The organism is Aquimarina atlantica (assembly GCF_000626715.1).
Taxonomy (GTDB): domain Bacteria; phylum Bacteroidota; class Bacteroidia; order Flavobacteriales; family Flavobacteriaceae; genus Aquimarina; species Aquimarina atlantica.
This window is the reverse complement of sequence record NZ_AQRA01000017.1, coordinates 20,390-43,213: the sequence shown is the minus strand read 5'-3', so window position 1 is coordinate 43,213 and position 22,824 is coordinate 20,390. Positions and strand designations below refer to the sequence as shown.

Below are 22,824 nucleotides of genomic sequence, written 5' to 3'. Positions count from 1 at the left end.
TTTCAGAGAATTTCTTTTTCTCATTAAGTGTTAAAAAAGACATCATTTACAATTTTAACAGTTAACCATCTAAAATTCACTGTATTCCGGGGACTTCAACACTTTCTTTATGCTTACCTTAGATCTGCATAAAATTTCAAAAAAATGAAAACCAATATTAGTTCTGTTCTATTTTCGTTAGCCATAGTTATTTCTTCTATAGTTTTAGGAAATGCGTATATGAATCGCAATAAACCCGAAAGAACAATTGCAGTAACAGGGCATGGTACCACTAATTTTACTTCGGATCTTATTGTTTGGGAAGGAGAATTCATCAAAACAAATACCGACCTCCAACAAGCGTATAACGACCTAAAAGAAGATAAAAAAACGGTTACCGATTATTTAAACGCCAATGGTATCGATATAAAAACTGTAGTTTTTGATGCCGTGACAACCCATCGTATTACAAAACCTAATTACTCTAGTACCGGTAATTATCTTGGCGAAAGCTTTACAGGGTATCAATTATCACAAACCATAAAAATAAACTCTAGTGAAATCGAAAAGGTTGAACAAATATCTAGAGAGATCACAACATTATTAAACAAAGGAGTTCAGTTTTCTTCAAAAAAACCACGATATTACTATACAAAACTAGCAGAGCTAAAAATCGAAATGATCTCTAAAGCAACCGAAAATGCACAATTAAGAGCAGAGAAAATAGCTAAGAATTCTGGCTCTACACTCGGAGAGTTAACTCTTGCCAAAATGGGTATTTTTCAAATAACCGGTAAATATTCTGGAGAAGATCATTCATGGGGTGGAGCACTAAACACCTCTTCTAGAGAAAAAACAGCTTCTATCACCACAAAACTTATCTACACACTAAAATGATTTTTTGTAGTGATATTGACATAAGAAAGTAAGAAGTTAACCTAAATATTCTTACAAAGAATACAAATCCAGACACTTAGAATAGCTATTATTCTTACAAAAAATGTTAAAATATCAAGCGTAAAATGCATTTTTGTCTTAAAAAACTACTAAAAACCCTTCCTCTCTTCGTTTTCCACTCAAATCATGTAACATATTGAAAATAAAATAATTAAGGTGTCTCAATATTCTACATAAGCCGTCTTAACCATAGTTTAAGACAGGTGTTTGTTGATCTGAGGTTTTGTTTGGAATAATTTCGTCTCCTTAAAACAAACTCAAAATCAATAATTATGAAAAAAAAACTAAACATCTTAATTGCATTTGCAATGGTACTTATGCTTTCTTCTTATGGACAAGAGAAGTATAACATTGTTCAAAAAGGAGGCGACGGAATGGCCCCAAGAGCGATCGATTTTGATGCTGCTCAAAACGGAGCAAAAAAATCATCATTCTCTTCTCCAGAGATCTTTATGTCGGAGCACTTTGATAAAGTACCAGGGCAAGGCGTTATCATTTCTGAAGTTGTAAAAGATGAATTAGGTTTCACTCACTACCGTTTACAACAATCTATTAATGGGATTCCTGTAGAGAGTTCTATGTACTTGATCCATGTTAAAAACGGGCAGGTAACTTCTGCCAACGGAGAATGGTTTACAGCAACGCCAGCTAAATCTTTTGCAAAAAGCAGTACGTTATCTTCTGCTCAGGCATTACAAAAAGCAAAAGATGTAATTAAAGCAAAGCAATATGTCTGGGAAGCTAGAGCTCCCAGAGCTAACAATAAAACTTTCAGAGGTGAGAAAGTAAGTAGTGAAGGTGAATTAGTGTACATCACTAAAAACAATGCAATGAATGCCAACGCATTGAGATTAGCATACAAATTCGATATGTACTCTGTAGAACCTTTTGGACGTAAAGAAGTTTTTGTAGATGCTTCAAATGGCGAAATTCTTTTTATTGAAGAAAAGATACACCATGTAGATGGTACTACAGACACAGGATACTATGGTCCTCAAAACATAACGGTTACACAAAATGGTGGTCGATATGAAATGAGACAATCTGGAGATAGAAAACTTGCTTTATACGATATGCAAGGAGCACAACTACAAGTTAATGCTACAGGAACAGCAATACTTGAACCTACAAACACTCGTTCTATCTATTCGAGTCAAACTAAAGATTTTAGAATTGGCGGAGAACAAAACCACAGAACAGCTGCATACTGGGGAGCAGAAAAAACCTGGGATATGTTTAAAAACGAGTTTAATCGCTCTAGTTATGATAATAGAGGAAGCAATATCAACATATATGTAAACGGTGCCGGTCGATATGGTGATGACAATGCATTTTGGTCTGGCACCTGGATGTACTACGGAAATACCAGACAACTTCAAGGTACCCCGGTTACTGCGTTAGATGTAGTTGGTCATGAGATGGTACACGGGGTTACTCAAGAATCTGGAGCAATGGTATACCAGGGAGAATCTGGAGCTCTTAATGAATCGTATAGCGATATGTTTGGATCTTTGGTAGAGTATTACACCTTTAATAAAGTAGTAGATGCCAAGGTTTGGAAACTAGCAGATAAACACCCAGATCCAAGACTTAAAAGAGATCTATCTAACCCTAAGCAACATAATCAACCCGATACATATAGAGGAACTAACTGGGTATCTACTGCACAAGGTTCTGCTGACAATGGAGGCGTGCATACCAACAGTGGTGTAATGAACCATTGGTTCTATATCGTATCTCAAGGAGCAAAAGGATCTAATGATAATGGTACAGCTTATGATGTAGAAGGTATTGGTATCGAAAAAGCAGGAAAAATTGCATATCGTTCTCTAACAAATTACCTAACAAGAAGCTCAAAATATGCTGATGCAAGAAATGCAGTAATTAATGCCGCTAAAGATTTATACGGCGCTAATTCGTGTGAAATAAAAGTTGTAACTAACGCTATGAATGCTGTAGGTGTTGGTGCTAAGTTCACTGGTAATGCTAACTGTGATGGTGGCGGTGGTGACTGTTCTGCTGTAAGTGGAGTAGCAGCATCTAATATTACTAAAAATGGTGCTACAATTAACTGGAATGCAGTTACAGGCATCTCTACATACACTTTTGAGTACAAAAAAGCTGCAGATGCTTCGTATACTACATCTTCTGTAACAGGTACCAGCAAAACATTAGACGGCCTAACAGTAGATACTGCGTACGAAGTACGTTTAAAATATGCTTGTACCAATGGTGAAACTGCACCATACTCAACTGTGATAAGATTTACTACTGCTACAGATGGTGGCGGGGGTGATTGTAACGCCGTTACAGGTGTAAATTCATCTAATATAACTATAAACTCTGCAACTGTAAGCTGGACAGGTATAAGCGGAGTATCAAACTATACTTTTGAGTATAAAAAAGCCGCAGATGCTTCGTACACAACTTCTACAGTTTCTGGAGCTACTACTAACCTTACTGGTTTGGCAGCGAATACAAAATATGAAGCAAGAGTAAAATACACCTGTTCTACAGATGGCGGTACAGATCCTTGTGCTGGTGTACCAGCGTATCAAGCAGGTAACCCATATCAGGTTGGTGATAAGGTTACATACCAGGGGTATTTATATGAAAAAACTGCTACTTCATGGAAAAATCTTGGTCAATGCGGAACAACTGGTGGTAACCAGATAGACGCCCCTTACTCTGCTGTAATAAGCTTTACTACTCTAGAAGATACTAATGGTAATAACTGTGACACCATCCCAGAGTATCAACCAGGAAATACGTATTCTATTGGAGATAAAGTAAAATACTTTGGTACCATATACGAATTAACCGCTAGAGGTTGGATAGTTATTGGTTCTTGTGATTCAGCCTTTTTTGCCTCAGCATTTGGAAGTAACCTAAACAACGCTACTGGATTTAATGTGTATCCAAATCCGGCATCGAAAGATCTTAACATATCTTTCAAGTCTTTAGATAATGTATCTCAAATCAGAATTGTTAATATCCTAGGAAAAGTAGTATACAACAAAGAAGTAAAATCAACCTTAGGAAATAACACTATAAAGGTAGATGTATCTGGATTAAACCCTGGTATTTACTTTGTAAAGAGAGGGAATCAAGATGTAAAGAAAGTAATTATTAAATAGTAAGTTATTTGTGTTGTTATAAATATCAGCTAACTCTTTTAACTCAACTTAGATTTTAGCAGCAAGAATCGCCCGGAAATATTTCCGGGCGATTTTATTTTAACATCATAATAAATCGTTTATATACTTTAAGTAGTAACAGATTAGTTTAAAGTAAGGTCCTCAAAAACACAAATATTATGTATTGATATTTTGCAAATTCAATAACTAATTCTTTTCAAAATTAGACAATATCAGAATTTAAGCTATCAAAATAATCTGTTGGAGAAATACCCACAATATCTTTAAAATTTTTATAAAAAGAAGCTCTCGAATTAAATCCGGCTTCCCTAGCTAATGCTGTATTGCTATATTTTTGATACTTCTCTGATTCTATAAGTATTTTAAATTCTTCAACTCTGTAATGATTAAGATACATATTAAAGTTTTTATATTCCATCTCATTAATAGTTTTAGAAATGAGACGGCTCGATTCTCCCACTCTTTTAGCAAAAGTTTTTAATGTCATATCATGATCCAAAAAAGCTTTTTCCTCTACCATACATCGCTCTATTGCTTTGGAAACTCGTTTATAAATTTCCTTATTTTCTTCTTGTTTACGTTTTGACAACTTCACCTCGCTTTCAGACGTAATATTAACAATGTTAATTTGTGTCAAACTTCCTATGGTAACATAATAGAGCAACAATAAAGCCAAACCATCAAGTACAAATCGCATATACTCATTTTCAAGTGCGGTAATTACTGCGCCAAATGCAATTAAATGATAAGCAATAAATACAATACAAAATATTTTTAACCATAACAGAGATTTATATTTCGCATCCGTATAAAAGAAGGGTAAAAATTTATTGTGATCCTTGATAACCAGTATCGTTCTCACACACATATAAATTATAAAAACAGTGGAAGAAAATAAATCAAAATATAAAAACAAGATATGCTCCATAGAAAGTACAAGATCTGGGCTCCCAATTACTTTTATAAGGAGTATAGAAAACACTAAGAATTCTAGTATCGCGGGAATATAATATCGATATTTATTCTTAATCTCAATACCTGTAGTCTCTGTGGCATAGAAGAAAACGAGGACCATATTCAAAAAATTGAATGTGAACGGATTATAAGATTTGAACATTTCCTCCATGTCCCACAACAACACAAAACTCAGCAATTCAATACAAAGAGAGATAAAGAAAAACCCTAAATATTTATTTACTTTTTGTTTCTGGGATTTATAAAAAAATAAAATCAAGGCAACGATCATGGATTGTATCCCTAAAGCCAAATAGAATATAAATAAAGTATCCATTATTTTAAAAAAAATATTGATGCGTTAAAAAAATGATTTTTTGAACTAAAAAAACCTATATGGTATCCTGATTTAAACTCTCAAAATAATCTGAAGGAGAAATCCCTACAATATCTTTAAAGTTTTTATAAAAAGAAGCTCTCGAATTAAATCCAGCCTCTTTAGCTAATGCTGTATTGCTATATTTTTGATATTTCTCTGATTCTATAAGTGTTTTAAATTCTTCAACTCTGTAATGATTAAGATACAAGTTAAAGTTCTTATACTCCATCTCATTAATAGTTTTAGAAATGAGACGACTCGGCTCTCCCACTCTTTTTGCAAAAGTTTTTAACGTCATATCCGGATCCAGAAAAGCTTTTTCCTCTATCATACATTGCTCTATTGCTTTGGTAACTCGCTTATAAATTTCCTTATTTTCTTCTCGTCTACGTTTTGATAATTCTACCTCGCTTTTAGATGTGATATTGACAATGTTAATTTGTATTAAACTTCCTATGGTAAAATAATATAATAACAATAAAGACAAACCATCAGATATAGTTGTCATATACTTATATTCTGATAAAACAAGTACAGATGCTAATGCCATTATATGATAAATAATAAATATAATACAGAATATCTTTAGCCATAACAGAGATTTATATCTTGTATCTGTGTAAAAGAAGGGCAAAAAAGTAGTATGATTCTTAATAACAAATAGTATTCTTATACACATATATGCAATAAAAGCCGAGCAAGAAATGATATAAGAGTACAAAAATATTATAGTATTACGAGAATATACTAAATCCGGGGTATTATTTACTTTAACAAAAATCAAAGACAGAATAAGAAATTCTAATATACCAGGAATATAATATCGATACTTATTCTTGATTTCAATACCCGCAGTCTCTACAGCATAGAAATAAATAAGAATTATATTTAAAAAATTAAATCTAAAAGGATTATAAGATGCTATATATTGATCCGTATTTCGCATCAAAACGTAGCTAAATAATTCAATACTAAGAAAAATGAAAAAAAAACCTAAATACCTATTTACCTTTTGTTTTTTGGATTTATAAAAAAGTAAAATTAAAGCAACTATCAGGGATTGCACACCCAGGACTAAAAAGAAAAGAAAGATCGTATCCATAAAAAAAGTTGAGTTGTGTGTGTTTGCAAAATACTTATTTTTTTCACAAAATTTATACCAAATATGCAATAAAACCTTCAATACGCCTTCTGCATTCCTTATATATATAGATAACCAGTATATGAAGATATTATCATATAGGATATATAGGCTTATATATCAAAAATGAATATTCATGATCAAGATTATTGTTAAGAAGGCTATGTGTAGATGTAAAAATTTAAAACAGTTCTCCCCAATTTTCCCATACTTTTATAAAAAAGAATATAAGAAATCCTACAGATACAATAAACTTAAGAAATGTGCCTGCCAAAAAACCAATAAAGGAACCAAAAGCAGCTTTTAATGCTTTTGAAGATTCACTACTATCTCTTATGAGTTCGCCTATAAAAGCTCCCGCAAATGGACCTATTATGATACCAAAAGGTCCCATAAAAATGATCCCGATAATAAGGCCAATAGAACTACCTATCATTCCGTATTTGGTACCTCCAAACCGTTTTGTGCCCAGAGCAGGAACAATATAATCCAGAACCCAAACTACTATCGATATCCCTAAGGTAATTCCTAAAAAAGTCCAGTTTTGTGGGATAGCATCTGTAAAATGAATAATCAACAACCCTATCCACGAAGTAAATGGACCAGGTAATACAGGAAGAAAACTTCCCACCAAACCCAGAAGGCAAAATAAAAACCCTATGATGATTAATGCTATATCCATGCTCTTTATTTATATGACGAAAATGTTTCTGATTTGTTACGCAAATATCAATTAACAATGTGTTTCATCTATTAATGCCTTCATATCTCTTTTAATACATTTTTATTTTATTTTTTTGTTCCTGTAAATACAAATAATCCAATAATTGATTTAAAACTACCCCAAAATTATGCGATCTTTTTTAGTATTACTTATTGGATTAATGATATTTTCGGCATCTTTTTCCCAAAATAACCCCATTCTGAAATGTAAAGATTCGACCAATGAACGTATAAGACAAAACTGCATTATTACAGTAATACAAGAGTTTGTAGATGCCAATTATAATATCGCCGCAATAACACCATATGCAAAACCAGGAACCAACAGAGTGTACGTTCGATTTAAAATTGATCAAATTGGTCGAATCGTTGATATCCAGGCAAAGTCATCATCTATGGAGCTAGAATTAGAAGCCATAAAAACCCTACAAGCTTTTCCATATACAATTCCAAAATCAGAAAAGACTTCTCTAGAAGAGAAAGAAATTTTTGAAGACGTATACACCTTACCTATTGTATTCGAAATACAAACAACAGAGATCAACTTATCTTCACAAAAACGAATAACAGGTAACGATTAATTCTGAGGCTTATTTTTTTAAATGCACGCAGTCAACTTTTAATTTTTTCAACTAAAAAATTAGTTTAAACTAAAAATTTAGTTATATTTGCTTTATAGAACTAAGTTTTTAGTTAAATCATTTCCGTCTTTTCGGAAACAGGACATAACAACCAATAGATGAAACAACTCACAAAAGCAGAAGAAGAAGTAATGCAATGGTTATGGCAACTAGAAGAAGCCAATGTTGCTTCTATTATTGAGCAAATGCCAGAACCCAAACCTGCATACAACACCATTTCTACCATCATTAGAATCCTGGAGAACAAAGCGTTTGTTTCCCATCGTAAAAAAGGCAAAGGATATATCTACTTCCCTCTTGTTAAAAAAGAAGAATATAGCAATCAATCTCTTAACAAGTTGATGAACAATTATTTTAATGGATCTTTTAGAAATATGGTTTCTTTTTTTGTAAAAAAGAATGATATGGATATCAAAGACCTCGAACAGATTTTAAAAGAATTAGATAAAGAAAAATAAAAATCATGCTCTACTATCTTCTACAAACTGTTATTTTTCAAGTCCTATTTCTAGTGCTTTATGATGTGTTTCATAAAAAAGACACCTTTTTTACCTGGAATAGGTTGTATTTATTAAGTACCTCTATACTTTCTTTCATCCTACCTTTTATCAAAATAAAAAGTATACAAGAAAACATTCCAGAAGAATACGTTTTTCAGTTACCAACAGTATTTATAGGACAACAAATCGAAGTCGAAACCCCTTCCATCTTATACATTTGGAATTCAATGGGAAATATGAATTGGTGGCAACTGTGTTATGGTATCGGAATCTGTATTATGCTTATTTTATTCATAAGAAAAATAATAGCTCTTAAGACTATTCAAAACAACGCAACTTATAATTACATTCATGGTTATAAAATCTACACCATACGAGACAGTAAAGATGCTTTCTCTTTTTTTAAAACAGTATACATTGGTGATCAATTAAATAGTATAGAGAGAAAACAAGTTATTACTCACGAAATAGTTCATCTGCAAGAGAAACATTCTCTAGATCTTTTATGGTTCGAGTTACTCAAAATAGTTTTCTGGTTTAATCCTTTGGTATATCTATATCAATTAAGAATAAATGTTATACATGAATTCATTGCAGATGCAAAAAGCATTAAAATATTAGGTAAAAAAAAGTACTATGAACAATTATTAAATACTGTTTTTGCCACTGAAAACATAAAATTTATCAATCAATTTTTCAATTATTCATTAATTAAAAAACGAATTCTAATGTTACAAAAATCAAAATCAAAAAAAACACTAAAGCTAAAGTATTTACTCTTATTACCTATAGTTTGTAGTATATTGGTATATACCTCATGCACAGAAGATTTAAGCAATCAGGAACCTGAAAAAATTATTAAAAAGCAAGCAGATCAAAAAAGGCCAATAGAACTTATTAAAGACCTAAAAGATGCTATTACGGTTACTGGTGGATTAACTGACGAAGAAGAAGAAGCTTTAAAAGTATTGCTTGCAAAAGATCGTGAGGATTTATCAAAATACAAAAACGATCTTGGTAAAGTCGAAATTCCGTTTTCAATAATTGATAAAGTACCAACTACCAACAGTTGTAATAGCACTATAGATAACTCGCAAAGAAAGAAATGTGTGTCTAATGAAATTAAAAAGTTTGTAAACACCAATTTTAATATAAAAATAGCCGAATCTAATGGTCTAACAGGAATTAACAGGATTTATGTTCGATTCAAAATCGACAATACTGGTAAAATAGTCGATGTACAGGCAAGAGCACCTATTCCTGAACTTGAACAAGAAGCTAAAAGAGTAATACAATCTTTTCCTCAAATGATTCCGGGAGAACATCAAGGAGAAAAAGTAGGAGTTCTATATTCACTACCTATAGTCCTTATGATAGAGTAGAAGAATTTAAAATGTCCACTCTAAAGAGTATTAAAAAAAGAATCTTTTAATACTCTTTAGAGTGTATCATCATCGTTTATAAATTTCATTAACCTCAATCCAAAATAAAACCAAAAACAACTAGTACTTCCTTCTTAAAAACCTTATATAGTTTGGCTATTCAACTTATACTGAACTGAAAAACAATATCTTTCTAACCACATTACTTTTCTTATACAGAACCGATATAAAAAACATGAATAGAGCTTTAATATTTATCTTATACATAATCATTTATCAAGCCATGGCTCAGTCTTCGGCCTTAACCATAGCTGATAGTTTATATAGTTTTGGAGATTATTCTAAAGCAATTAAGAAATATCAGGAAATAGTCCCTAAAAATCAGTACGTACTATTACAAATTGCAAAATCACATAGAGCCAAAGGCACCTATGCAGATGCACTATCATACTACAAACAGGTATTAAAAAACACCACTCCTACAACTTCTGTAAAACTAGAATACGCCAAATTATTAATGATCACAGGTAAATTTAAAAAAGCAGATAGTATGTATACAGGTCTCGCCCTGAAGTATCCGAAAAATCCTGATTTTCAATATCGGTTAGGTGTAATCAAAAAAAAGTTGAAAGACACAGTGGCCATCTCTTATTTTAAAGAAGCGTTTCGACTAGACAGTACGCATCAGAAAAGCTGTTTTGAAATCTCTAAAAATTACCTGAAGAAAAGAAATTATGACATGGTCTGGAAAACGGCAAATATAGGTTTGCGTTCATATCCCGAAAATGTCGAACTTATAAGTGTTTTGGGGCAGAATTTCCTATTTCGAGAAGATTATGATACCGCACTCCCGTATTTTCAAAAACTGTTTGATTTAAATCAGGAAAGTGAATTTATACATTCTAAATTAGGATTGTGCTACAGCAAAGCCTATGCATATGAAAAGGCCATTTTTCATTTTAATGAAGTACTAAAATATAATAGCAAATCTCCAAACACGTATTCATTATTGGGACATGCTTATCAGCAGCTCAAAAAATATGACAATGCATTAGAATATTACAAAAAAGCACTTGCATTAAAAGATATATCCGTAGACGAAGATCTTCTTTCTATCGCATTACTATATCGGTTTCAGGAAAAATGGAAAAATGCAATACGGTATGCTAAACTAGCTATTAAAGAAGCTCCTAATAATAGTAGGGCTCACTATCAATTAGCAATGTTTGCAGATGCACACTATCAGGACCCTGAAATTAAACTAAAATATTATCAAACCTATCTGAAAAAGTTCGATACCGATAAAAAAGATTATTTTAATATGATTGTCAAAAAAAGAATAGCTCAATTAGAAGAAGAAATCCAAAATAAAACCAAAAACAACTAATACTTCTCTCTCTTAAAAATTTTATGTAGTTTGGCTATCCGAAATAGTCTACGCATAATGAGTGTAAGGAATTGGTATATAGGTCTATTGGTTTTTACGTTGTTTTCATGTAAAGATTTTGTGCTTAAAAAAGAGCATAAAGACGATATCATAAAAGAAGGATTAGAGAAACTAAATTGGAATGAGGTAGAACAACCTCCACTATTTGCAGTTTGTAAACGAAAATCTGAAGAAGAACTAGAACAGTGCTTTCAGAATACAATCACACAGCATATACACAACGATCTTATAAAACATACGATTACGGTAAAAGAAGCTGTTAATGATACCATATGGGTTCCTTTACTTATAACCAAAGAGGGAAAAATTATACTCGAAGATATTAGTTTACCACCCGATATAGAAACACAAATCCCAGATCTAAAAGACCGTTTAGAAAAAAGTATTCATTCTTTACCAGAAGTTAAACCAGCCCATACCCGTAGTACACCCGTAACTACACTCTATAAACTTCCTTTGGTAATACATATCGATTAAAGCTGTACTTATTCTTAATTGCTTAGCTTTGTAACATAAAACAATCCCTTCTTTTGAGTAACGAAAAAATTATACTAGGTATTGATCCCGGAACCACAATTATGGGGTTTGGACTTATTAAAGTTCAAAATAAAAAAATGTCTTTTCTACAATTAAATGAGCTTCAACTTGGTAAGTATGACGATCATTATATAAAACTAAAACTTATTTTTGAACGTACTATAGAACTTATAGACACCTATCACCCCGATGAAATCGCAATAGAAGCTCCTTTTTTTGGTAAAAATGTACAATCAATGCTCAAACTGGGGAGAGCTCAAGGAGTAGCTATGGCGGCAGGACTAAGTCGCGAGGTACCCATTACCGAGTATTCTCCAAAAAAAATTAAGATGGCAATTACCGGTAATGGTAATGCGACTAAAGAACAGGTGGCAAAAATGTTACAGAGCCTCTTACAACTCAAAACCTTGCCCAAAAACCTGGATTCTACCGATGGCCTGGCAGCAGCAGTATGTCATTTTTATAATATGGGTCGAGCTAATATCGTAGGCAAAAGCTATACAGGCTGGGCGGCTTTTGTAAAACAGAACGAAAAACGGGTGAAAAAATAACTACAAATCGTAATTCTAAAACCTAACAATATCAGCGGTATTTATATCCATATTCCCTTCTGTAAGCAAGCTTGCCACTATTGTGATTTTCATTTTTCGACCTCGATGAAGAAAAAAGATGAAATGATCACTGCCCTATGTAATGAAATTAAACTGCGAAAACCAGAAGTTGACACCAACGAAACGATTAAAACTATATACTTTGGTGGCGGTACGCCAACTGTATTATCAATAGATAAATTGCAACATATTATAAATGTGATTTATAAATACTATCATGTCGCTGATAATGCAGAAATCACCATCGAAGCCAATCCAGATGATCTTACCGAAGAGAAAATAGAATTATTAGCTAAGAGTAATGTAAATCGCTTGAGCATAGGTATCCAATCTTTCTTTGAAGAAGATCTTAAAATGATGAATCGTGCTCATAATGCCAAAGAAGCTAAAAAATGCCTCTCTATGGCAACACATTACTTTGATAATATCTCTATTGATTTGATTTATGGTATCCCAAATATGTCAATAGACCAGTGGAAACAAAATATCCAATTAGCATTAGATTTTAAAGTGCCGCATATTTCCTGCTATGCCTTAACGGTAGAGCCTAATACAGCCTTACCAAAATTGATCGAAAAAGGAGAAATCCCATCCGTTGATGATAATTTAGCTCAAAAACATTTTGAAATCCTCGTAACGTCTTTAGAAAAAGAGGGGTTCGAGCATTATGAATTATCTAATTTTGGTAAGCCCGGATATTTCAGTAAAAATAATACTGCGTATTGGCAAGGGAAACGCTATTTGGGTATCGGGCCTTCTGCACATTCCTATAACGGAAAACAACGAAGTTGGAACATTAATAACAATGTAAAATACATCAAAGCGTTACAACAAAATCAACTGCCTCGAGAGATCGAAGACCTAACTGTTACCGATACTTACAATGAATATATCATGACAGGATTACGTACCATTTGGGGAGTATCTCTACAAAGAATAGAAAAGGATTTTGGGAAAAAATACAAAGAGTACCTTCTTAAACAAGCTCAAAAACATATCGATACTCATCTTCTATACTTAGATGGTGATACAGTATTAGTAACCAAAAAAGGAAAGTTTTTAAGCGATGGTATTGCAAGTGATCTTTTCTTACTAAATTTAGAGTAATTTTCTTCCTAATAATAGTTGGAACAGCTTATGATTACAACAATAGAACACAATAATCAATCCTATAAAATTGATCTTTCAAAACCGTTAGATATATCCATTCCTTTACGAGCATCACAAGAAAATGTAAATGCGTGGTATATCGATGGCCCAAAGATCGAACCTGTAACCGATGGGGAATGGATTGGAAAAGTATCCGAAGGAGCTTCAACCAACTTCAACAATATTTATTTTAACCCTCATGGTCATGGTACTCATACCGAATGTGTTGGCCATATTACCCCCGAATTCTATAACATTAATGATGCGTTAAAGCACTACTTTTTTATTGCTGAAGTCGTTTCTATTTTACCAGAAAAGCAAGGAGAAGATCATATAATTACCAAAGATCATATTAAAAATGTAATAACTTCTGTACAACCCGAAGCACTTATTATAAGAACGATTCCTAATACAAAGGAGAAATGCAGTAAACAGTATTCTAATACCAACTGGCCATATCTTACAGAAGAAGCAGCTACTTATATAAGAACCTTAAATATAGAACATCTTCTCATTGATTTGCCATCGGTCGATAAAGAAAAAGATGACGGAAAATTATTAGCCCACAAAGCCTTCTGGGATTACCCAAAAGCAACCCGACATCATGCCACCATTACAGAAATGATTTATGTAGACACCAAAATCCCAGATGGGCAATACCTTCTTAATCTTCAGATAGCCTCTTTTGTAAATGACGCATCACCAAGCAAACCTGTTTTGTATAAAATGTTGTAAAAATGAAAACAACACTACAACTAGAAGAAATTGCAATGCTCGGATTAGGAGTATATTTATTTGGTTTATTACCCTACTCCTGGTGGCTGTTTTTAGCTTTATTCCTCGTACCCGACATTGGAATGTTAGGATACATTATAAATAATAAAATTGGAGCATTCACTTATAATATATTTCATCATAAAGGGATTGCAGTTTTGATATATCTTACAGGAATATACTTCTCGAACGAACTAGTACAACTTTCTGGAATCATTCTTTTTTCACATGCTGCTTTCGACAGAGTTTTGGGATATGGCCTAAAATATGAAAAAGGGTTCAAATTCACACATCTGGGCGAAATAGGTAAAAAGAATTAGATTAGAGTTTTTAACTAAAATATAACAATTTCTACAGACAACTTTTTTGATAACATTTCATCTAAGTAGTAGATCAAAGTTCTAAAATCATGAAAACAATACCATTTTCTTACTTACTAAAAATTTTTAGTATTCTTTTTTTATGTACTACTTTTTCATTCTCCTGTTCTGGTGATGACACCAAAAAAGCAGACTCTAATACCGATTTGGCAAAACTTAAAATAACGACTAAGCAATGCAAAGAACCCTGGTTACATGCAGAAGGAAATACATTAGAAAACAAAGTGTATAACTACCTAAAGAGTTTAAATATCGAGCTAAAAGATTTCGAAAATATTACTCCAAAAGATATAGCAATGTGCGAAGCTTGTGAGATTTGTTCTGGCCCTACAATTACAATAAAAGTAGACAAAACTCATGTTGACCGTTTGATTAAAGAAGGGTTTTCTCTAATGACCAATTAATGTAAACACCTGTATTTTCTTAAACGATATTCTTCATATCTTTACACCATGGAGTTATTGTTTATTGGACTTTTAGGGGGGGCTATTGTAGCCTATTTTATTTTTGCAAGATTTAGTGCCGCAAAAAACAAATCATCTGTACAAACACAATCTGTTGTACTTAAAGAAAAAATTAAAAGCGTTTGCAAGCTAGTTACTGTCGAAGGTGATTTTGCTGAAATCTACCATTATGAAAGTGTAAAAGAAAAGTTTTTCAAATTACTATCAGGAACCAAAAAAGCACTAATTATTATCGAAGCAAAAGCATATGTAGGGTTTGATTTATCTCAAATAGCACTAGAGAGCGACACCAAAAATAAGCGAATTATCCTTACGCATTTTCCACAGCCAAAACTCTTAACTATAGAAACCGATTTTAAGTATTATGACAAAAAAGAAGGTTGGCTAAATCCTTTTACCTCTGGTGATCTTACAGATCTTAACAAAGAAGCTAAGCAATTTATAAAAGATAAAATCCCTCAGAGTGGACTTATGGAATCTGCAAAAAAAGAAGCTCTGACAGCTATTTCTCTTATGGAAACTCTTGCAGAATCTATTGGATGGACATTGGATTATTCTGCTTTAAAAATCGACAACAATAATAAAGACGCAAAACAGTTAGAATAAAGAATAATGAGTATAGTTATTTCTACTGATAAAGAAAAATTAGATATTAACTTTATCCATGAGTTTTTAACTCGCTCGTATTGGGCAGCAGGAAGGACTAAAGAACAAGTAAAAACCACTATCGAACATTCGATGTGTTTCGGGATATATCTCGATGAAAAACAAATCGGTTTTACAAGGGTATTAACCGATTATGTGGTGTATGCATACTTAATGGATGTATTTATTATAGAACAACAACAAGGAAATGGATATGCTAAGCAATTAATGCAAACTGTTATGGATCACCCAGAACTACAGGCCATTCGTAGATGGATGCTACTTACAAAAGATGCTCATAAATTGTATCAACAGTTTGGATTTGATAGTATGGACAACCCATCCTGGGTGATGGGAAAATTAAATATATAAACTTTAAAAATGAACATCGAGGCATTTAGAGAATATTGTTTATCAAAAAAAGGAGTTACAGAAGAATTCCCTTTCGATGAAAGCACCTTGGTTTTTAAAGTAATGGGAAAAATGTTTGCTTTAACAGGATTAAATCGAATGCCTTTTAGTGTAAACTTAAAATGTGATCCTGATCGTGCTATCGAACTTCGCGAATATCACCCAGAAATAACTCCCGGATACCATATGAGTAAAAAACATTGGAATACTGTTAACTTTTCTGGTAGTTTGCCTACTAATATGATACTCGATTTGATCAATCACTCTTATGACCTGGTAGTAAGTGGTTTGACAAAAAAAGTAAAACAAGAATTAGAAAATCTTTAATAGTAAAAAACATTAGAATCATTGATAATCATCTCTAGGGATAATAAGGAAGTTCTGTACCCTTAGTCCTTTTACAAAATGGTATTCAATACTCTTATTTGATAAGTACAAAATGAACAACCCGCAACAATTTTATAAAGAGCAAATTTCTCTCCATACCGTATCACTAAAAAAAATAAAAAAACAACTCGCTATCTCTAGTATCATACGCTTATTTGTTTTTTTGGCGATAATAGCAGGAATATATTTTGGGTACCCTAATACTCAGATTATTATTGGTAGTAGTATTATTGGAATTACAGCTTTTATATTTTTAGTAAACAGACATACTGATCTCTCTTATTCTAAAAACAAACTACAAAAACTAATCGATATCAATACACTAGAGCTTGATATTTTTGAGGGTGATGTAACAAAACTTACTCCTGGAAAAGAATATATCGATGCTACACATCCTTACAGTCATGATATAGACCTTTTTGGAGAGCAGTCTTTTTTTCAATACGCCAATCGCACAACTACCCTGGCCGGAAAAAACAAACTAGCAGCTATCCTTAGTGCTAATGCTATTGAGCATATCGAAAAAAAACAAGAAGCAATAAAAAATATCTCAAAACTTCCCGAATGGAGACAAGAATTTAGTGCCATTGCATCACTGGTTAATGTAAGTGTTTCGGTTTCATTAATACAAAAATGGTTACAAAACTACACCGCTTTTGTCCCTAAGGTAATGCGTATACTTCCTGCAATAGTATCTGGTATCTCGTTGATACTATTAACGCTACTATTTCTGAATATGATTACTTTTACTATGTTTTTGATTTGGTTTTTTATTGGCTTGGGAATAACCGGGACACAACTTAAAAAAATCAACAAATTATATAGTAACGCCAATAAAGTAAAAGATACATTTGAACAGTATTATAAGCTAGTAGATAAAATTGAAAATGCAAATTTTGAAGCTGCCTTATTACAAGAAAAACAACAATTAGTAATTAGCGACAAAGAAAAAGCTTCGCAAACCCTAAAGCAGTTTGCCAGTATTCTCAATGCCTTTGATCAGCGCAATAATATGATGTTTGGAGTTCTTGCCAACGGATTACTATTATGGGATATTCTACAAAGTTATCGTATCGAACAATGGATCGTCAAAAACCATAATAAAGTAGCACAATGGTTCGAGGTTATTGCCTTTTTTGATGCATATAACTCCCTGGGTAATTTTACCTTTAATCACCCCGATTATATTTATCCAAAGATAACATCAAACCATAGTATACTCAAAGCCAAAGAACTGGGACATCCAATGCTTAATGCTCATAAAAGAATAGATAATGACATCACCATAGACAAAGAGCAGTTTTTAATCATTACAGGAGCTAATATGGCCGGAAAAAGTACGTTTTTGCGTACCGTTGCTTTACAAATTGTGATGTCAAACATGGGGCTACCTATTTGCGCAAAATCATGCGAATATCGCCCTATCAAATTGATAAGTAGTATGAGAACATCAGATTCACTAAGTGATGACGCCTCTTATTTCTTTTCTGAATTAACACAGCTTAAAAAAATTGTAAATGCCCTGGAAAAAGATGAATACTTTATCATCCTCGATGAAATCCTAAAAGGCACTAATAGTAAAGACAAAGCAGCAGGATCCCGTAAATTTGTAGAAAAACTGGTTAAGGCAAAAGCGACAGGTATTATAGCAACACATGATCTAAGTCTTTGTGAGATTGCATCAGAATTACATCAAGTAGAAAATCGCTTTTTTGATGCTCAAATAGTAAATGACGAGTTATTCTTTGATTATAAATTTAAAGATGGGGTTTGCCAGAATATGAATGCTTCATTCTTATTAAAGAAAATGGGGATTGTGTGATCCTGAAATCGAAAAACAACTATCAATTCGATAGTTATAGATAATAAAATATAATCTTAAATTTGGAGAATAATGCTATCAAAATAAGCATTTGATGCAAAATTCTCTAATTCTCAACTAGATTCAATAACTAAATTCATGCAAAAAGAAGACCTGATTCAGACCCACCAAAGAATTGAACCCTATATTCATAAAACACCTGTGCTCAGCTCTCGATTAATTGATGAAATAGTAGGAGCAACTCTTTATTTTAAATGTGAAAACTTTCAGAAAACAGGAGCATTTAAAATGAGAGGAGCTACCAATGCAATTATGCAACTTACCGAGGAACAGAAACAAAAAGGTGTCGTTACGCATTCTTCGGGGAATTTTGCGCAGGCACTTTCTCTTGCAGCTCTAAAATTGGGTATCAAGGCATTTATAGTAATGCCCTCTAATGCTCCTCAAGTTAAAAAAGATGCGGTAAAAGGTTATCAGGGAAATATTATCGAATGCGAACCTACATTGGTAGCAAGAGAAAATACGGCTAAAGAAATCTCACAAAAAGAAGGAGCCACTTTTGTGCACCCCTATAATGATAATAACGTTATTTTAGGACAGGGAACAGCTTGTAAAGAACTGTTAGAAAAACAGCCTGATTTAGATTATATATTTACACCAGTTGGCGGCGGCGGCTTAATTGCAGGAACAGCTTTATCTGCTCTTTACTTTGGAAATGATTGTACTGTAATCGGGGGTGAACCTTTTGAGGTTGATGATGCATATCGATCTTTACAAAGTGGAATTATCGAATCTAATTTGACCACAAATACTATTGCAGATGGACTTAGAGTGCAATTAGGAGATAAAAATTTTCCTATAATCCAGCAATATGTAAAAAGGATAACACGAGTTACTGAAGAAGAAATCGTAGAAGCTATGAGACTAATTTGGGAACGCTTAAAAATTGTTTCAGAACCATCTTCTGCTGTAGCGTTGGCAGCCATGTTAAAAGAGAAAAATAGTTTCAAAAACAAGAAAATAGGTATTATTATTTCAGGAGGAAATGTAGATCTAAATCAACTACCTTTTAACCTTTAATCAATAAAGAGAGAAAAAACCTGTCGTTTTTAGTACAATAATTGGCAAACTTAATATTAAAAACAAAATGGCTACACAATTTTTTGATCACATCAACATGTTTGTCAACATTGACGAAAAAGATTTTCAAAGAATACTAACCTTCTTTGATTTGCGTAGCGTAAATAAAAAAGAAATTATTGTTAAGGCAGGAGATCTATGTAATTTCAATCATTTTGTAGTAGACGGATGCCTTCAGATGTTTTATATCAATGATAAAGGAACAGAGCGAACCATTCAATTTGCAATTGAGAATTGGTGGATGACAGATTTTTTGGCTTATCATAATCAAAGTATAACAGACTTTTATATTCAGGCAGTCGAAAACACAAAAATCCTTTCTATCTCTTATGATAAACAAGAAGAATTATTAAATGAGTTTCCTAAACTCGAAAAGTATTTTAGAGTAATTTATCAAATTTCATACGGGGCATCTCTAATCAAAATGAAATATTTACTCGATCTTTCTAAAGAGGAAATCTATTTTCAGTTCACAGAACATTTTCCCAAATTCGCCCAAAGAGTCCCTCAATACTTAATTGCTTCTTTTTTAGGACTTACACCAGAATATGTAAGTGAAATCAGAAATAAAAAACGTTCTTAAACCAGTTTAAGTTTTTTCTTGGCAACGGCAAATACCTTTACATCCAATTCAAATACTAAAACAATGGAAAAAAGAATTCAAATTGATGTAAGTGAGCCTTTAGCCTATAAAGCCATGTATGCCCTGGGAAATTATGTAAGACAAAGTCAGTTAAGTGATATTCATAAAGAACTTATAAACATAAGAGTATCGCAACTAAACGGCTGTGCCTTTTGCATAAATATGCACACCAAAGATGCCCTTGAAAATGGCGAAACCCAACAACGTATTTTTTTGCTTGATGCCTGGAAGGGAACCGATATATTTACAGAAGAAGAAAAGGTTATTCTGCAAATTACCGAAGAAGTAACAATGATTCATAATAATGGATTAACCACCAAGACATATGAAAAAGCTATCGAAAAATTTGATGAAAAATATGTATCCCAGATCATAATGGCTGTAATAAATATAAATGCATGGAACAGAATTGCAATAAGTACCCACAAACCTATCGATCAATAATTTGTCTTAGTACGTATAATGTTCATAATTCGTTACAACAACAATGGCGATTTGATTATAAAGTCAAATCGCCATTGTTTTGAAGAACATTTCCTCAAATTCGTTCAAAATACCTCTTTTCAGCATTTAATCATCTCTTTTTGTGACTTATACTAGAACACGCATGTAAAATCCAGGGTAATAATAAGCATGAATTTTTAAAAACATACCGGTAAGAATGTTTTTTGTATATTTGTCATATGAATCAAAAAATCAAATCCAAAGAAACTCAAAATTTGATCATTAATAGCGCTTTTGAACTATTCTACAAGCATGGCTATAACAAAACCAGTATTCCCGAAATCATAAAAGGTACAGGACTTTCTAAAGGTGCTTTTTACCATCATTTTAACAGCAAGAGAACTATTGGGGAGAAAGTAATTGATCTTACCGTAAGGAAAAGAGTCTATGAAAGAATGGTTGCTCCTCTCAAAAATCCGGATAACGCACCTATAATACCATTGTTATGTGATGTCTTTGTTAAGCGTATCGAGGGGTATTCTGATTTGGAAAAAGATTTAGGTTGCCCTGCAAATAACTTGATTAATGAAATCGGGTATTCAGAAAATTCATTTAGAGAAATGCTTAGAGATATAATTGATCATTGGAAGCAGATCATGGTCGATCTATTAGAGCAAGGCAAAATTAAGGGTGAGATTAGAAAAAATGTCGATACATCGGCAACAGCCATTTTTCTGATAAGTGCTTTTGAAGGAGTAAGAGGTATTAGAAAAGTATATAATAATGATAAAATATTAGACGAATACCTTATAGCTGTAAAAAGTTATATCGAGCAACTAGCATAATTTTTTAATCAAAAAATGAAATGGAAACAATTCGAATAACACTAGGACAAATATCAAATACAGCAATGAAATTAAACAATGATTCCATAAAAGTTATTGTAGATCGACCTATAAGTCAAGGTGGCGGTGGCAATGGCTTAATGGGAGGTCAATATTTATTGACTGGTATTGGTGGCTGTTTTTGTAGTACATTTTTTGCCGCAGCACAATCCAGAAGTTTCGAGGTCGAAGGATTTCAGGTAGATGTTATCGCAACTAAAAGCGAAGACTTGCCCAAACGTTTTACAGATATACAACTTGATATATCTTATAAAAAATGCAGTGATCCAGTAGTGTTTAAAAAATTACTCAAAATTGCAGAAATGGGTTGTTTATCAATTAATACTATTAAAGAAGGAATGGGGTTTAAAGTACATCAAAAATAAAGAAGATATGAAACTTATAGAAAAATTTAAAGACATTACAGATTACTTCTCTCCAAAAATAATTGGAGAAGTTAATGATACTTATGTTAAGCTAGCAAAAATAAAAGGTGATAAAGTACCCTGGCATAACCATGAGCATGAAGATGAACTTTTCTACATTATCGAAGGAAGCCTGCTTTTTGAAGTAGAAGGAAAAGACCCTTTTACTATGAATCAGGGAGATTTGTTTATTGTAAAACGTGGTATTAATCATAGAGTTTCTTCGATAGAGGAATGTAAAATTATGTTGATAGAAAACAAAACGACAGCACATACAGGAAAAGTAGAATCTGAAATCACTAAAAATATTAAACAACAATTAGAATCATGAAAAATCTATTCTAAATTCAAAACTATTAGTATAAAATATTGTACTAAATACTTGCTTTAGGCAAGTATTTAGTACATTTGTATTATGGAAAACATAGTCAACAAAATCCGAAGGTTTAATCGCTTTTATACCAGAGTCATAGGAGTAATTAACAATCACATACTAGAAAGTCAATATTCACTTTCTGAGGTTCGTGTTATGTACGAAATTTATCATAATCCCAAAATTACAGCTCGGCAAATAAAAGAGATTATTGAGGTTGACGAAGGCTATTTAAGTCGCTTAATAAAAAAATTGGTTAAGCTAAACATCATCAATAAAATAAAATCACAAGACGACTATAGAATATCGTACTTAAACCTCACAGAAAATGGCAAAAAAATATTTTTAACCCTTAATCAACGCTCATCAGATGCTATTTCTGAGATCATCCAACATCTTAACCAAAAAGAGCAGGAAGAATTAATTCTATTGTATGAAAAAATAGAAATTTTACTAACTAAAAAAAGAAATTAA

At 32.4% G+C, this 22,824-nt stretch carries 26 protein-coding genes; 23 read left to right on the top strand and 3 right to left on the bottom strand.

All coding sequences use genetic code 11. The annotated features are described in order from the left end of the window. The first annotated feature begins 144 nt into the window (after positions 1–144). Both ATO12_RS23875 and ATO12_RS23870 read left to right on the top strand, forming a co-directional pair. Positions 145–876: an SIMPL domain-containing protein gene (locus tag ATO12_RS23875; protein ID WP_034247487.1), complete on the top strand. Its 732-nt coding sequence runs from the start codon at positions 145–147 to the stop codon at positions 874–876. A 332-nt stretch (positions 877–1,208) separates the two neighbouring features. Further along, on the top strand, positions 1,209–4,073 hold the full coding sequence (locus tag ATO12_RS23870) for a M4 family metallopeptidase (protein WP_034247485.1): 2,865 nt from the start codon (positions 1,209–1,211) through the stop codon (positions 4,071–4,073). Positions 4,074–4,296: 223 nt separating this feature from the next. On the opposite strand, the gene ATO12_RS23865 is transcribed toward ATO12_RS23870, so the two are convergent. The 3 genes from ATO12_RS23865 to ATO12_RS23855 form a co-directional block, all read right to left on the bottom strand. Continuing rightward, a complete protein-coding gene (locus tag ATO12_RS23865; RefSeq protein WP_165583454.1) occupies positions 4,297–5,169 on the bottom strand; it encodes a helix-turn-helix domain-containing protein in 873 nt (290 codons plus the stop codon). A gap of 271 nt (positions 5,170–5,440) precedes the next feature. Continuing rightward, positions 5,441–6,373 carry a helix-turn-helix domain-containing protein gene (locus ATO12_RS23860; protein WP_165583453.1) on the bottom strand — a complete coding sequence of 311 codons (933 nt, stop codon included), beginning with the start codon at positions 6,371–6,373 and terminating at the stop codon, positions 5,441–5,443. A 376-nt stretch (positions 6,374–6,749) separates the two neighbouring features. Further along, entirely contained in the window at positions 6,750–7,250 is a 501-nt protein-coding gene (locus ATO12_RS23855; RefSeq protein ID WP_034247479.1) for a DUF456 domain-containing protein, read from the bottom strand. A gap of 169 nt (positions 7,251–7,419) precedes the next feature. On the opposite strand from ATO12_RS23855, the gene ATO12_RS23850 reads away from it, so the two are divergent. The 21 genes from ATO12_RS23850 to ATO12_RS23750 all read left to right on the top strand — a co-directional run bounded on the left by ATO12_RS23850 (position 7,420) and on the right by ATO12_RS23750 (position 22,824). After that, positions 7,420–7,872 carry an energy transducer TonB gene (locus ATO12_RS23850; protein WP_034247477.1) on the top strand — a complete coding sequence of 151 codons (453 nt, stop codon included), beginning with the start codon at positions 7,420–7,422 and terminating at the stop codon, positions 7,870–7,872. 158 nt (positions 7,873–8,030) lie between these two features. Then, positions 8,031–8,390: a BlaI/MecI/CopY family transcriptional regulator gene (locus ATO12_RS23845; protein ID WP_034247475.1), complete on the top strand. Its 360-nt coding sequence runs from the start codon at positions 8,031–8,033 to the stop codon at positions 8,388–8,390. Positions 8,391–8,395: 5 nt separating this feature from the next. After that, a complete protein-coding gene (locus ATO12_RS23840; RefSeq protein ID WP_034247474.1) occupies positions 8,396–9,814 on the top strand; it encodes a M56 family metallopeptidase in 1,419 nt (472 codons plus the stop codon). A 235-nt stretch (positions 9,815–10,049) separates the two neighbouring features. Then, on the top strand, positions 10,050–11,201 hold the full coding sequence (locus tag ATO12_RS23835; RefSeq protein WP_081802154.1) for a tetratricopeptide repeat protein: 1,152 nt from the start codon (positions 10,050–10,052) through the stop codon (positions 11,199–11,201). Positions 11,202–11,258: 57 nt separating this feature from the next. Next, entirely contained in the window at positions 11,259–11,738 is a 480-nt protein-coding gene (locus ATO12_RS23830; RefSeq protein WP_034247470.1) for a hypothetical protein, read from the top strand. A gap of 53 nt (positions 11,739–11,791) precedes the next feature. After that, complete coding sequence (gene ruvC / locus ATO12_RS23825; protein ID WP_034247469.1) at positions 11,792–12,349, top strand: crossover junction endodeoxyribonuclease RuvC; 558 nt, start codon at positions 11,792–11,794, stop codon at positions 12,347–12,349. Positions 12,350–12,379: 30 nt separating this feature from the next. Beyond that, positions 12,380–13,516: a radical SAM family heme chaperone HemW gene (hemW, locus tag ATO12_RS23820; RefSeq protein ID WP_034247467.1), complete on the top strand. Its 1,137-nt coding sequence runs from the start codon at positions 12,380–12,382 to the stop codon at positions 13,514–13,516. Positions 13,517–13,546: 30 nt separating this feature from the next. Further along, the gene (locus ATO12_RS23815; RefSeq protein ID WP_034247465.1) at positions 13,547–14,293 is read left to right on the top strand and encodes a cyclase family protein; all 747 of its coding nucleotides are present in this window, start codon (positions 13,547–13,549) and stop codon (positions 14,291–14,293) included. Positions 14,294–14,295: 2 nt separating this feature from the next. Continuing rightward, complete coding sequence (locus ATO12_RS23810) at positions 14,296–14,652, top strand: DUF4260 domain-containing protein (RefSeq protein WP_034247464.1); 357 nt, start codon at positions 14,296–14,298, stop codon at positions 14,650–14,652. 89 nt (positions 14,653–14,741) lie between these two features. Continuing rightward, positions 14,742–15,116 (top strand): hypothetical protein, encoded by a 375-nt coding sequence (locus tag ATO12_RS23805; RefSeq protein WP_034247462.1) that lies wholly within the window; start codon positions 14,742–14,744, stop codon positions 15,114–15,116. Between the two features lie 48 nt (positions 15,117–15,164). Beyond that, positions 15,165–15,782 carry a DUF4230 domain-containing protein gene (locus ATO12_RS23800; protein WP_034247460.1) on the top strand — a complete coding sequence of 206 codons (618 nt, stop codon included), beginning with the start codon at positions 15,165–15,167 and terminating at the stop codon, positions 15,780–15,782. 6 nt (positions 15,783–15,788) lie between these two features. Then, the gene (locus tag ATO12_RS23795) at positions 15,789–16,193 is read left to right on the top strand and encodes a GNAT family N-acetyltransferase (protein ID WP_034247458.1); all 405 of its coding nucleotides are present in this window, start codon (positions 15,789–15,791) and stop codon (positions 16,191–16,193) included. A 9-nt stretch (positions 16,194–16,202) separates the two neighbouring features. Next, positions 16,203–16,559, top strand: a complete 357-nt coding sequence (locus ATO12_RS23790) for an MmcQ/YjbR family DNA-binding protein (protein WP_034247456.1) — start codon at positions 16,203–16,205, stop codon at positions 16,557–16,559. A gap of 112 nt (positions 16,560–16,671) precedes the next feature. Next, positions 16,672–18,441, top strand: a complete 1,770-nt coding sequence (locus ATO12_RS23785; protein ID WP_034247454.1) for a MutS-related protein — start codon at positions 16,672–16,674, stop codon at positions 18,439–18,441. 138 nt (positions 18,442–18,579) lie between these two features. After that, positions 18,580–19,521, top strand: a complete 942-nt coding sequence (locus ATO12_RS23780) for a threonine/serine dehydratase (protein WP_034247452.1) — start codon at positions 18,580–18,582, stop codon at positions 19,519–19,521. 67 nt (positions 19,522–19,588) lie between these two features. Continuing rightward, positions 19,589–20,164 carry a Crp/Fnr family transcriptional regulator gene (locus ATO12_RS23775; RefSeq protein WP_034247450.1) on the top strand — a complete coding sequence of 192 codons (576 nt, stop codon included), beginning with the start codon at positions 19,589–19,591 and terminating at the stop codon, positions 20,162–20,164. 63 nt (positions 20,165–20,227) lie between these two features. Continuing rightward, positions 20,228–20,668, top strand: a complete 441-nt coding sequence (locus tag ATO12_RS23770) for a carboxymuconolactone decarboxylase family protein (RefSeq protein WP_034247448.1) — start codon at positions 20,228–20,230, stop codon at positions 20,666–20,668. A 239-nt stretch (positions 20,669–20,907) separates the two neighbouring features. Beyond that, positions 20,908–21,513 carry a TetR/AcrR family transcriptional regulator gene (locus ATO12_RS23765; RefSeq protein ID WP_034247446.1) on the top strand — a complete coding sequence of 202 codons (606 nt, stop codon included), beginning with the start codon at positions 20,908–20,910 and terminating at the stop codon, positions 21,511–21,513. 20 nt (positions 21,514–21,533) lie between these two features. Continuing rightward, a complete protein-coding gene (locus tag ATO12_RS23760) occupies positions 21,534–21,938 on the top strand; it encodes an OsmC family protein (protein ID WP_034247444.1) in 405 nt (134 codons plus the stop codon). Positions 21,939–21,945: 7 nt separating this feature from the next. Further along, positions 21,946–22,308: a cupin domain-containing protein gene (locus ATO12_RS23755; RefSeq protein WP_034247443.1), complete on the top strand. Its 363-nt coding sequence runs from the start codon at positions 21,946–21,948 to the stop codon at positions 22,306–22,308. Positions 22,309–22,392: 84 nt separating this feature from the next. Next, complete coding sequence (locus ATO12_RS23750) at positions 22,393–22,824, top strand: MarR family winged helix-turn-helix transcriptional regulator (RefSeq protein WP_034247437.1); 432 nt, start codon at positions 22,393–22,395, stop codon at positions 22,822–22,824.